Annotated in this window: 10 protein-coding genes; 5 read left to right on the top strand and 5 right to left on the bottom strand. The window is 63.5% G+C overall.

Going from position 1 to position 12514, the window contains the following annotated elements; all coding sequences use genetic code 11:
* Window positions 1–126 precede the first annotated feature (126 nt).
* From A5791_RS00520 to otsB, 5 genes are all read left to right on the top strand, one after another.
* The gene (locus tag A5791_RS00520) at window positions 127–1224 is read left to right on the top strand and encodes a 3-oxoacyl-ACP synthase III family protein (RefSeq protein WP_067229220.1); all 1098 of its coding nucleotides are present in this window, start codon (window positions 127–129) and stop codon (window positions 1222–1224) included.
* Window positions 1208–2119 carry a 3-oxoacyl-[acyl-carrier-protein] synthase III C-terminal domain-containing protein gene (locus tag A5791_RS00515; protein ID WP_067229216.1) on the top strand — a complete coding sequence of 304 codons (912 nt, stop codon included), beginning with the start codon at window positions 1208–1210 and terminating at the stop codon, window positions 2117–2119. Before A5791_RS00520 ends, A5791_RS00515 begins: the two co-directional genes overlap by 17 nt.
* A gap of 45 nt (window positions 2120–2164) precedes the next feature.
* Window positions 2165–3067 (top strand): universal stress protein, encoded by a 903-nt coding sequence (locus tag A5791_RS00510; RefSeq protein ID WP_067229213.1) that lies wholly within the window; start codon window positions 2165–2167, stop codon window positions 3065–3067.
* 153 nt (window positions 3068–3220) lie between these two features.
* Window positions 3221–4267 carry a 1-phosphofructokinase family hexose kinase gene (locus tag A5791_RS00505; RefSeq protein ID WP_369827992.1) on the top strand — a complete coding sequence of 349 codons (1047 nt, stop codon included), beginning with the start codon at window positions 3221–3223 and terminating at the stop codon, window positions 4265–4267.
* Entirely contained in the window at window positions 4264–7917 is a 3654-nt protein-coding gene (gene otsB / locus A5791_RS00500; RefSeq protein ID WP_067229284.1) for a trehalose-phosphatase, read from the top strand. The genes A5791_RS00505 and otsB overlap by 4 nt, the downstream gene beginning before the upstream one ends.
* Here the strand turns inward: otsB and A5791_RS00495 are convergent.
* Genes A5791_RS00495 through A5791_RS00475 form a run of 5 tightly spaced genes read right to left on the bottom strand, consistent with a single transcriptional unit; the run spans window position 7878 to window position 12400 of the window.
* Window positions 7878–8387, bottom strand: coding sequence for a hydrogenase maturation protease (locus A5791_RS00495; RefSeq protein ID WP_067229206.1), 510 nt, complete (start codon window positions 8385–8387; stop codon window positions 7878–7880). The genes otsB and A5791_RS00495 overlap by 40 nt on opposite strands.
* The gene (locus tag A5791_RS00490; RefSeq protein ID WP_067229203.1) at window positions 8384–9673 is read right to left on the bottom strand and encodes a Ni/Fe hydrogenase subunit alpha; all 1290 of its coding nucleotides are present in this window, start codon (window positions 9671–9673) and stop codon (window positions 8384–8386) included. The genes A5791_RS00495 and A5791_RS00490 overlap by 4 nt, the downstream gene beginning before the upstream one ends.
* Window positions 9670–10428 carry an oxidoreductase gene (locus A5791_RS00485; protein ID WP_067229199.1) on the bottom strand — a complete coding sequence of 253 codons (759 nt, stop codon included), beginning with the start codon at window positions 10426–10428 and terminating at the stop codon, window positions 9670–9672. Before A5791_RS00485 ends, A5791_RS00490 begins: the two co-directional genes overlap by 4 nt.
* The gene (locus A5791_RS00480) at window positions 10429–11286 is read right to left on the bottom strand and encodes an FAD/NAD(P)-binding protein (RefSeq protein WP_067229194.1); all 858 of its coding nucleotides are present in this window, start codon (window positions 11284–11286) and stop codon (window positions 10429–10431) included.
* Complete coding sequence (locus A5791_RS00475; RefSeq protein WP_067229190.1) at window positions 11279–12400, bottom strand: 4Fe-4S dicluster domain-containing protein; 1122 nt, start codon at window positions 12398–12400, stop codon at window positions 11279–11281. The genes A5791_RS00480 and A5791_RS00475 overlap by 8 nt, the downstream gene beginning before the upstream one ends.
* Window positions 12401–12514: the final 114 nt, after the last annotated feature.

Here is a 12514-nt window from a genome sequence, read left to right as displayed (position 1 = left end):
GCTCGTCGTGCGGTAGCCATCCGAGACACGCTGCGTCCTGACTTCAGTCGCTAGCGATTAGGGTCCAAATGCCCTCGTGGCCCCTGCCGTCGCGGCCCATGCTGTGAAAGCGAAGGAGAGCGACGAATGCCCAAAAATTGGTTGGTGATGGAGACTGACGGCCCGCCGACGCCGTTTCGCGCTCGACTGGCCGGGGCAGGGCGGCATCTACCCGCCACTGTTCTCACGACAGACGAACTGATGGCGGCGACGCGTCATCACACCCATATCGATCTGGAACGCCTGACCGGTATCCGCGAACGTCGCGTCTCGGCAGGAGAAGAGGACTCCTATAGCCTAGCCACCTCCGCGGCACTGAGCTGCCTGGATAAGGCACAGCAGCAGGCCGCGTCGCTCGATGTGGTGATCAGTTGCAGTATCACGAAGTTTCGTGGCGGCCTGACGCAGTGGGTGGAACCGACGATGAGCAGTGCCGTCGCTCGCGCGATCGGGGCCGAGAAGGCAGTGACCTTCGATCTGTCCAACGCATGCGCCGGAATGCTGACAGGCGTGACGGTGCTCAACAATTGGATCCGTCAGGGAACCGTCAAGCGGGGGTTGGTGGTCAGCGGCGAGTACATCTCGCAACTCGGTCAAAATGCGGCCCGGCACATCCGCAACATCATGAGCAAAGAACTTGCGTGCCTGACGCTGGGTGATGCGGGAGCGGCGCTCCTTCTCGAGCGTGCCACCTCAGGGTCCGGTGGCATCAGCCTTGCCGGATTCACCACGGTTGCCGACTACAGCCGGCTGTGCCTTGCGTACCCGAAGGGGCATGACCCCGGTGCGAGGATGTTTACCGATTCGCGCGGGATCCAGCGCGCAGCCATCGCCGACACCCCGCTGCTCCTGCGGGAAGTCCTCGAGGCAGCCGGTATCGCAATGCACGACATCGACCATGTGATCACGCATCAGACCTCGGCCCGCGCCATACGCAAGGGGATGGCTGCGGTATCCGCTTCGTTCGGTGACAGTCCACAGCACGACGCCGTGATCACCGTCGATCGGTACGGAAATACGGCGTCGACCACCCATACGGTGGCTCTTGTCGAAGAACTCGAAGCCGGGCGGATCCGGCCGGACGAAACCATCGCCTTGATCGCTTTGGCATCAGGGCTGGAGATCGGCGTCGTTCTCCTCACCGTGGACGAGGATCTGGTGAACCGCTATGGGCACAGTCATTGATCGCCTCGACGTCGCCCGAAGTGGTTGGCGTACGCGGCACAGCGCACTGCATCTGGCGGTCGCGGCGGCCAAGACCTGCTTGCAACGAGCGGGCCGAAACCCCGACGACGTGGACCTTCTGATCAATACTGGTATCTACCGCGACAAGAATCTGGCAGAGCCCGCGCTTGCTGCGCTCATCCAACATGACATCGGGGCAAACCCCGAGGACCCACACGACGATGCTCACGGCACGTTCTCCTTCGACATTTCGAACGGAACCTGCGGAGCCCTCACCGCCTTGCAGATCATCGACGGATTCCTGCGGTCACACACCATCAACTGCGCCCTGCTGGTCGCCAGCGACGCCAACCCGGGGCGCGGGATGGCTGAGCATTTTCCGTTCTCCCCCGTCGGAGCGGCGCTGTTGTGCGGCTGGAGCGACGACGACTTCGGACTCGGCCGTGTGCACTGGGTGAACATCCCCGACGATGGTGAGAACTTCCGCGCCACCGTCGGACTCGAAGATACACGCAACGTACTTCGATTCAGCGGGTCGGCCGCGGTGGACGAGAAATTCGCGGCCGCTGGCGCCCAGGTGGCCCGCGGTTGCCTTCAGGAGGCCTCGCTCGGTCTTTCCGACGTCGACTTCATCGTGGCCGCGCCGGCCCGGCATGGCTATCGCGCAGCACTGGCCGCTCGGCTTGCGGTACCGGTGGAACGGATCATCGTCGCTGAGGACGAGAGCATGCATACCGCCTCCCTGATCGCGGCACTCCGTAGTGCGGCCGACGAACTTCCGGCTGGCGCCCGTGTTCTGCTCATTGCCGCCGGTGCGGGAGTCACTGCCGGTGCCGCTCTGTACCGCGTGGCGCCTTTCGCAGCCCAGAGACCATCGGGTCGGACCAATGCCTGATGACTCGGTGCCGTCCGTCATAGCAAAAAGGTTAAGGAGAATGCTTTGTCGAAACGCAGTACGCATCCGCGGGTCGTCGTCGGTGTCGACGGTTCGCCAGGCTCTAAGGTCGCGGTCCAATGGGCCGCCCGCGACGCCGAGTTACGCAATGTTCCGCTGACATTGGTGCACGTTGTTCCGGCGACAGCGGGGACATGGCTCGAATCGTCGATGGTCCCGGAATGGATGCGTGCGCAGCGCGCGCGTGGGCGCCAGGTGATTGACGAAGCGCTCAAGATCGCGCGCGAAAGCTGTCGGCGTGGATCAGCGCAGATCGAGTGCGAAATGCCTTCTGCGATAACCGTTCCCGCGCTAGTGCACCTGTCTAAAGATGCCGACTTGGTGGTGGCGGGTTGTCTCGGTACCGGCACGTTGCGGGGTCGTCATTTGGGCTCGGTGAGCTCCGGGCTTATCTATCACGCGCGCTGCCCGGTCGCGGTTATCCATGATGGCGTCCAGCTGACTGCCGATGTCGCGCAGGCCCCGGTGCTACTCGGGATCGACGGATCGCCGGAGTCGGAGTTAGCGACCGCGATCGCGTTCGAGGAAGCCTCGCGTCGGAAGGTAGGCCTGACGGCTTTGCACGCATGGAGCGATGTGAGCGTGTTCGATGCCATCGTCAGTTTGCCCGGTCCCGGCTGGCGGGAGCTGAGGGCGGTAGAAGACGAGATACTGGCCGAGCGTCTGGCCGGCTGGGGTGAGCGTTACCCCGATGTGCCTGTGCGCCGGCTGATTGTGCGCGATGAGCCGGCTCGTCAACTCATAGATGCCTCTGAGTCGGCTCAGCTCGTGGTGGTCGGCAGTCAAGGCCGGGGCGGATTTGCCGGAATGTTGTTGGGTTCGGTCAGCGCGGCAGTGGTGCTGATGGCCCGCGTGCCGGTCATCGTTGCGCGCGAACCGCTGGCCTAACGGTGCCGCCACGCCACGACGCACGGCATCACGGTCGTTTGATTCAACACCTCCGAACGGCCCCCTGACGCGGGACTTCCGTCCCTACCGCCGGCGTCCTTCAACTGGTCGGATTCAGTTGTGTCTCCCTACGACCCCGACGGAGCGGAACTCATCACAATGAAGACACCGTCGAAGTCGGGAACCCCGATTGCGACCCTGACGATGAATCCGGCGCTCGACATCACGACCGACACCGATCGGGTCATTCCGACCGACAAGATGCGATGCGGGCCGCCCCGTTACGATCCCGGCGGCGGCGGAATCAACGTCGCGCGAATCGCGCATGTACTCGGCGCGGCAGTATCGGCGCTCTTTCCGGCGGGCGGCCACGCCGGCGACAAAGTGACCGACCTTGTCGCCGACTGTGGTGTGCCCGTGGAACGGATCAACGTGGCCCGCTCCACCAGGGAAAGCTTCACGATCGACGAGCGCAGCACCGGGCAGCAGTTCCGGTTCGTGCTCCCGGGTCCGCAGCTCACCGATGCCGAGCAGACCGAGTGCCTGGACAAACTCAGCGCCACTGCAGAATCCGCGGACCTCGTCGTGGCGAGTGGCAGCCTGCCACCCGGTGTGCCCGCCGACTTCTATCAGCGGGTGGCCCGCATCTGTGACGAACGAGGCGCGCGGCTCATTCTCGATACCTCCGGAGCGGGACTGCGACACATCATTTCCGGCGTCTTTCTGCTCAAGCCGAGCGTGCGAGAACTCCGCGAATGTGTCCAACGCCCGCTCGTCAACGAGTCGGAACAGCTCACCGCGGCGCACGAACTCGTCCACCGCGGCTGCACTCAGTTCGTCGTCGTGTCACTTGGGTCTCAGGGCGCTCTGCTTGCCACACCGGATGGAAGCCAACGCTATTCGCCGGTGACGGTGCCCTCCGGCAGCGGCGTGGGCGCCGGCGACGCGATGGTCGCCGGCATCACCGTAGGCCTCAGCCGCGGCTGGCAACTTGAGAAGGCGGTGCGGCTGGGCGTGGCAGCCGGTGCGGCCATGCTGCTGACTCCTGGCACCGCGCCGTGCACCCGCCCGGATGTCGAGCGGTTTTTCGAGATGGTCGCCGACCCAATCGACATCGACGCGCCGACGCCCGGCGACGGGGAACGGCGTTCTGACACCGCAGACCAATGGTTGTCGGCTCGAGCATGGACAACACCATGAGGCCGCCCGTCACCGTCGACCCGCGCCACCACGATGCCGTGGTCTTCAACATCGACGTCGCGCTGACCGGTACCGGTGTTGATCCTGTGTTCGAGGTGACCATCAACCTGGTGCGAAAGTTGCTCGACGAAGGGGTCGCCACGGCGGTCTACACGCTGTCATCGGGCGGTCAACAACTCTTGAAAGCCGCGGAAGTAGATGACCTGTTCGGCGTCTGCGTCGAAGGGTTCCCAACTACGGCCCTCGCCGAAGCCCCCCACCAACTCGGTGTGCGTGCGGAACGTTGTGTCGTCGTCGACGATGCCGCTGACGGGATAGCGGCGGCCCACGACGGCGGTTTCGCACTCGTCATCGCTGTCGACCGCGCCGGGCAAGGCGACAGGCTGCGTGGGTGCGGCGCCGACACCGTCGTTGCCGACCTGACGGAGGTCGCTGTTCGCGCGGGTGATAAGCGTATGTCGGAGCTCCCCGATGCGGTGACGTCATACGGTCAGCTAGTCGGTGTTCTGGGCGCCCGAGAGCCGGTATTGTTCGTCGATTACGACGGGACCTTGTCTCCCATCGTTGCCGATCCCAACGCGGCCAGCCTGGTCGAGGGAGCGGCCGAAGCGCTGGAAAGCTTGGCGTCGCGATGCCCGGTCGCCATACTAAGCGGCCGCGACCTTGAAGATATCCGCTCCCGGGTACCGATACCGGGTATTTGGTACGCGGGCAGCTACGGCTTCGAGCTAACCGAACCGGACGGAACATATCACCGAAACGAAGCGGCCGCCGCGGCGATCGGTGTCGTCGAGCGGGCGGCGGCCGAGTTAGGTGAGAGCCTGGCAACGATTCCCGGAGTGCGGGTGGAACACAAGCGCTTTGCCGTCGCGGTCCATTATCGCGAGGTCGCTGCGGAGCACATCGGCGAAATCGTGGCCGCCACAAAAAAGCTCGGACAACAAAGCGGTCTAGGTGTGACGAACGGGCGCAGGCTCGTCGAATTGCATCCCGACATCGACTGGGACAAAGGGACCACACTGGCCTGGATTCGTGATCGCATCGACGCTACGGGTTCTCTGCTGCCAATCTACATCGGCGACGATCTCACCGACGAAGACGCTTTCGACGCAGTCCAATTCGACGGCATCGGGATTGTAGTGCGGCATGACGAGGACGGCGACCGCAAGACGGCCGCCCGTTTCGCTGTGCAAAGTCCCGATCAGGTGCGCGAGTTCATCCGGCGCGGGTCGAATTGGTTGGCAAAAAAACACCCGGCGTTGGCAAAGGCTTGGGACGTTACCTTTGACGGGTATGACCCGCAGAGCGAGAAGCTTCGTGAAGCGTTGTGTACGTTGGGAAATGGCTACTTCGCGACGCGCGGCGCCGCCCCCGAATCGAAATCCGGCCGGGTGCACTACCCGGGAACGTATGCCGCCGGGGTTTACAACCGTCTCGTCGATGACGTATCGGGTACCGAAATCGACAATGAGAGTTTGGTCAACCTGCCTAACTGGTTGGCCCTGACCTTCCGGGTGGACGGCGGCAGCTGGTTCGACATCGACGCGGTCCGCGTGCTGTCTTACCGACAGACCCTCGACCTTCGCGGCGCGGTACTGACCAGACAGGTGCGCTTCTGCGACGGTGCCGGACGCACCAGTTCGCTGACACAGCAACGATTCGTCGCGATGCACATGCCCCACGTCGGCGCCCTTCAGACGACGATCGTCGCCGAGAATTGGTCCGGGACAATCGAGGTTCGATCGACGCTGGACGGCAACGTGACTAATTCGCTGGTCGAGCGCTACCGGGATTTGGCCAACGAACATCTTGAGTTGGTGGGCAAGTGGGAGATCTCCGACAACTCGGTGCTCCTGACAGTTCAGACGAGTCAATCGCGCATTCCAATTGCGATGGCGGCGCGAAGCATCGTGTGGCGTAATGGGATTCCCGTCCCGGCCACTTATCGCCTGGTCGGCGAGGCGGCAGAGATCGGTCACGATATCGCCGTCGAAGTGTCAGTTGGTGACGCGTTGACGGTAGAGAAGCTGGTAACCGTCTTCACCGGGCGCGATGTCGCGACCTCCGAACCCGCTGTCGACGCCGAGCGCTGGCTGGGCCGGCTCGCCCGGTTCGCCGAGTTGCGCGACGCGCACCTGAAGGATTGGGCACACCTCTGGGAGCGCCTGTCAATTGAGTTCGACGACTTTACCGACGAATTGCGCATACTGCGACTGCATCTCCTGCATCTGCTGCAGACGGTTTCACCCAACAGTTCTGACCTTGATGTCGGGGTGCCGGCTCGCGGACTGCACGGTGAGGCATATCGCGGGCACATTTTCTGGGACGAGCTGTTCATCTTCCCGGTACTCAACTTGCGGCTGCCCATGGTTACCCGCTCGCTGCTCAAATACCGCTACCGGCGCCTGCCCGAGGCGCGCTACGCGGCCAAAGCGGCGGGTTGCTCCGGTGCAATGTTTCCGTGGCAATCCGGCAGCGACGGGCGCGAGGAGAGCCAACGCCTGCACCTCAATCCGCGCAGTGGACGGTGGAATCCCGACTCAAGTGCTCGTGCGCACCACATCGGCATCGCCGTCGCCTATAACGCGTGGAAGTTCTATCAGGTCACCGGGGACCTCGCCTACCTGATCGACTACGGCGCGGAGATGCTGGCCGAGATCGCGCGATTCTGGGTGAGTAGGGCCACCTACGACCGAGAACGCCATCGCTACAGCATCCGAGGCGTCATCGGGCCCGATGAATTCCACTCAGGCTACCCCGACGCACCATACGACGGCATCGACAACAACGCGTACACCAACGTGATGGCAGTCTGGGTGATCTTGCGGGCCTTCGACGCACTAAAGCTGCTACCACTGCCGAACCGGCTCGATCTGATGGAGACACTCGGACTAGACAACGAGGAACTGGCGCACTGGGATGAGGTCAGCCGGCAAATGTACGTTCCATTCCACGACGGCGTCATAAGCCAGTTCGAGGGATATGGCGAATTGGACGAATTGGATTGGGAGCTATACCGGCGGCAGTACGGCAACATCCAGCGCCTCGACCGCATCCTCGAAGCGGAGAACGACGATATCAACCGCTACAAGGCTTCCAAGCAGGCCGACGCGCTGATGCTGCTCTATCTGATGTCGGTAACGGAATTGTGTGAGGTACTCGCGCGACTCGGCTACCGCTTCATGCCCGACCATGTCCCAAAAATGGTCGACTACTACCTGGCCCGCACATCGCACGGGTCGACGCTCAGCGGTGTGGTGCATACCTGGGTTCTCGCCCGGGCCAACCGGGATCGCGCAATGGAGTTCTTTCAAGAGGCGTTGAAATCGGACATCTCCGACATCCAAGGCGGCACCACGTCAGAAGGCATTCACCTGGCGGCCATGGCAGGCAGTGTCGACCTCATGCAACGATGCTTCACCGGGATGGAGACCCGATCCGACCGGATCATTCTTTCTCCGCACTGGCCGGAAACACTTGGCGTGCTGGCCTTCCCGATCCACTACCGGGGTCTGCACCTGCACCTGCGGGTCAGTGGAAAGGGCGTGATCATCAGTGTGGACCCACGCGATGCTGCCGGAGTCGCAGTTGAATGCCATGGCCGAGTCGTTCAACTGATGCCCGGGACCACCGTGCGATTCCCCGGCTGAAGGCTGCCAGTTGCCTGGGTGCGCTTGATTTCGGCCACCGCCATGCGGACAACTTCTGGCACGGCAGCTGCGACTTGACGCGTCATGCCGATGCCATGGCCGGTGTCGGCTACTTCGATGGTGAATACCACCAGCGCGTCGGGTACTCGGCGAAGCGCCCGAGCCAATGCATAAGTACGGGTGATATCAACGTCGTGCGAACTCAATCCCTCCGATACGACGACCACATCGCTTGCAGCGCAGCGCCTGACGCGGCCCGGCGTGGCCGGGTTCGCGACTGCGGCGTCGATCACCACGGCCAGCCCGGCTCCTGTCCACGCCTCGATCAAACTCATGGGTTCGGCAATATCGGTCACCACACGAACATCGGGCAACGCGAGTTCGTCTAGTGCGGCGGCGACGGCAATTCCCACGCCGTCGTCACGTCGGTAGCGGTTGCCCAGGCCAAGGACAACAGTTTCAGCCCTCATTCTCGCTGCAACCTCAGCGTCAGGAAGTGCGCGGAGCATGAAATGCAGGGGTCGTAGCTGCGAATCAGCTTTTCGCACAAAGTGGTCAACGCGGCATCGTCGAGCGCAAGATTGCCGGCAACCAGGCGAGCAAGGTCAGCTTCGATGGCCGCCTGGTTTTGCGAAGTGGGCGGGATGATTGTTGCCGCGGAAACCAACCCGTCGTCGATCCGGTACCGGTGATACAGCAAGCCGCGGGGGGCTTCGCTGACGCCGTGGCCCACGCCGGCACGTGCCGGAACGTCGACGAACGGGCGCGACGGCCGCTGGTAGTCCTCGATGATCCGCAATGCCTCTTCGATCGCGTAGACCACTTCGACAGCACGGACAACGATGCTGCGGAATGGGTTTCGGCATTCTGTCGATAGCCCGGCCTGGGCCGCGGCCCTTGCGGCGATGGGTGACAGTGCCGCTGAGTTCAGCGAGAACCGGGCCAGTGGTCCGGTCAGATAGCAGCCGCCGTCGAGCGTCGCGTGCAGGGCGGTGGAGTGCGGCACCTGCGACTCGGAGACGTGATCGGTGAAATCAGCCACCTCAAATGACGGGCCGGTGCTGCGCGCGATTGTGCCGTTCTCGATCGGATACTGCCCGAACGCCGTCAGTGCCAAAAACTCATGGCCGAGCTCGAGGTCGGGGAACTCGAAACCGGAAACCCATTTGACGGTGGCGAGCGCGTCGTCGAGGGCGTGGCGCAACTGTTCGGCAATCGGCTTGAACTCTAATCGTGTTGGAACGGAATAGAATCCGCCTACTCGAACATTGACGGGATGGATTGCCCGCCCGCCGACGAACTCCATCAAGCGGTTGCCCGCCTTCTTCAGCGCCAAGCCGCGCTCCACGATCTCGCGCTCGTCGCGGGCCAAGGCGATCGCGTCGGGATAGCCGAGGAAGTCCGGTGCGTGCAAAAGGTAGATGTGCAGAACGTGGCTGTGGATCCATTCGCCGCAATACAGCAACCGCCGCAGCGCGACCAGGTCGGCATCCACCTCGACACCACAGGCGTCTTCGATTGCGTTGCAGGCACTGACTTGATATGCGACCGGGCAGATTCCGCAGACCCGCGCCGTGAGGTCCGGCGGCTCGGTGTAGGCACGCCCCCGCAGAAAGGCTTCGAAAAACCGCGGTGGCTCGTAGATGTTGAGCTCGACGCGTTCCAGTGTCCCATCCTTGAGCGTGACGTAAAGCGCCCCTTCGCCTTCCACCCGGGTCAGGGTCCCGACATTGAGATTTCGCGTGGACGGAGTCACTGCGTGCTCCGCTCGGCGGCGAAACTTGTGACGTTGAACGTTGAGAAAACCCGATCAACATCGCCTTCGGACATGCCGTCTCGGCGCAGCAGGGGGATCAGCGTTGCGGTTCTCGGCGACGCTGACGGGCCGAAACAGCCGTAGCAGCCTCGATGATGGCTGGGGCACAGCGCTCCACAGCCGGCGTGGGTGACCGGGCCGAGGCACGGGGTTCCGTCGGCGACGATTACACATGTCACCCCGTGAAGTTTGCATTCCGTGCACACGGTCTTGGCCGGCAACCGGGGTTTGCGTCCAATCAGCAAGGCCGCGAGCGTGTCTAGCAGCTGTCCGCGGTCGATCGGACAGCCCGGCAGCTGGTAGTCGACCTTCACGTGCGCCGATGCCGGCGTGGAGGTGGCCAGCGTGTCGATGTACTCGGGCTTGGCATAGACGACGGAGGCAAATTCAGCGACGTCGGCGAAATTACGTAGCGCCTGCACTCCCCCGGCCGTCGCGCACGCCCCGATGGTGACCAGCAGCTTGGACTGCTGCCGGATTTCGAGGATGCGCTGTTGGTCGTGCCGGGTGGTGACGGATCCCTCGACCAGCGACACATCGTACGGCCCACCGACCATCGCGCTGGAAGCCTCGGCGAAGGTCGCGATTTCAACTTGATCGGCCAGCGTCAGCAGCTCGTCCTCGCAGTCCAGCAGGGTCAGCTGGCAACCGTCGCAGGAGGCGAACTTCCACACGGCCAGCGTGGTTGGGCTCATCTACAGCTCCTTCACTTGCAGCAAGGGGCCCGCCACGTCGTAACCAACGACGGGCCCATCACGGCACAGCAGCAACGGACCCAGCTGGCAATGGCCGCACCAACCGATACCACACTGCATGTTGCGCTCCAGCGAGACCCGAATATCTTGAGCGGCTATGCCTTTCGCTATCAGTGTTTCCGCGCCGAATCGCAGCATCGGCTCCGGACCGCACAGAAACGCAGTCGTGCGATCCGGCCGTAGCACCAATCTTTGCAGCGGATCGGTGACGAGACCGACTTCTCCGGTCCAGCCGGGGGTTGGAGCGTCCACGATCAGGTGGACTTCGATGCGCGGATCTGCCGTCCACTTCTCAAGTTGGGCGGCGAACAAGAAATCCGACCGGGAGCGGGCACCAACGACAAGCATCATCTTTCTGTAGCGCGAGCGTTGCGCCAGCGCGCCAAGGATCGCCGGACGCAAAGGGCAGAGCCCCACGCCACCCGCGACCATGACCAGATCCCGGCCGGCAGCCTCGGACAGTCCCCAGCTCGTGCCGAACGGCCCGCGCACGCCGACAACGGTTCCCGGCTGGGCATCGTGCAGGGCACGGCTGACCGCACCGACGGCGCGGACGGTGTGTGTGATCGAGCCGTCCGTGACGGTCGGGTCGCCGCTGATCGAGATCGCTACCTCGCCGACCCCGAACGCGTAGAGCATCATGAATTCGCCCGGCTCCGGCGGGCGCAACGCGGTTTCGACTGGTGCCAAGCACAAGGTAGCCGAATCCGGACTCTCCACAACGCGGGTGCGCACTCGATACGGAACGGGCGCCATAGCCGAAACCATTGGCGCAGAACCGGTCACGGCGTCAATCATCGCCGGCCATCTTGTTCATTTCCGCGGTGATATCGATGCCAGTGGGGCACCAGGCGATGCATCGCCCGCAGCCGACGCAGCCTGACATGCCGAACTGGTCGTGCCAGGTACCCAATTTGTGCGTCAACCAATGCCGGTACCGCGATGCACCGGACTGGCGCACGCTGCCACCACCGTGGACGTAGGTGAAGTCGAACTCAAAGCATGACGACCAGTGCCGCCAACGCTCGGCGTGCTCACCGGTGAGATCGCTGACGTCTTCGGTGCTGGTGCAGAAGCAGGTGGGACACACCATCGTGCAATTGCCACAGGTCAGGCAGCGACTGGCCACCTCGTCCCATTGCGGCGACTCGCGCGACCGCATCAGCAGCTCCCGCAGATCGGTATCCGGCATTTGGCGGCCCATCCGATGCGCCGCGGCCTCGACATCTGCGCGCGCGCAACTGATATCGCCGCCATTGGCCGGTCGGTGCGGCAGTGCCGCGAGCACGTCGGCGCCTTCTTCGCTGCCGACTTCGACTAAGTAGGTCACCACGTCGACCCCGAGCCGTTCGGTCAGCGCCAAGTCATACCCGGGCCCGACCGCGGGTCCGGTGCCCATTGACGCGCAGAAGCATAGGCCGCCCGGTTCTGTGCAATTCACCGCGACGACAAAGAGCCGACGTCGACGGGCGGCAAAAGACTGGTCGGGATATTCAGAGCGGCCCAGGACGCGATCGAGGGTCGCAATCGCGGCCAGGTCGCATCCGCGGACTCCCAGGAACGCGTACCGCGGAACTTCCTCGGATTCAACGTCATAGGACCCGTCGCGGGCGCCGGCCCACAGCCGCTGCCGTGGTGGGTGCAGGAACTGCTTCCACGACTGTGGTCCGGCCGAATGCCCGAATACCGCTTCGTCGTCGCGGCGATGCACGCGATAGCGGCCCGGACCCACGTCTACGCCCCAACCGCGTGGAAGATCGCGCGCGGACTCGAGTTCGGCGAGCACAATTGCGTTGTCGCGCAACGTCGGACCGACCACCCGATAACCCCGCTCGATCAGGACGTCGACGAGGCAGTCCAGCCCGGCAGCGTCTAACAGTGCAGTGCCGGGATCTTCGCGTGCCATGTTCATTGCCACATCATCCGCTACCTTTGTCGGCTATGTAAGAGGCGTGGAGCCGAAGTTCCGCTTGGCGCCCAGCTCGCTCGTTAAACCGTTGTTTTCCAACATGTTTCCGTGCATCGA

It is taken from the genome of Mycobacterium sp. 852002-51163_SCH5372311 (genome assembly GCF_001667115.1).
Taxonomy (GTDB): Bacteria; Actinomycetota; Actinomycetes; order Mycobacteriales; family Mycobacteriaceae; genus Mycobacterium.
This window is presented reverse-complemented; position numbering and strand designations above follow the sequence as displayed.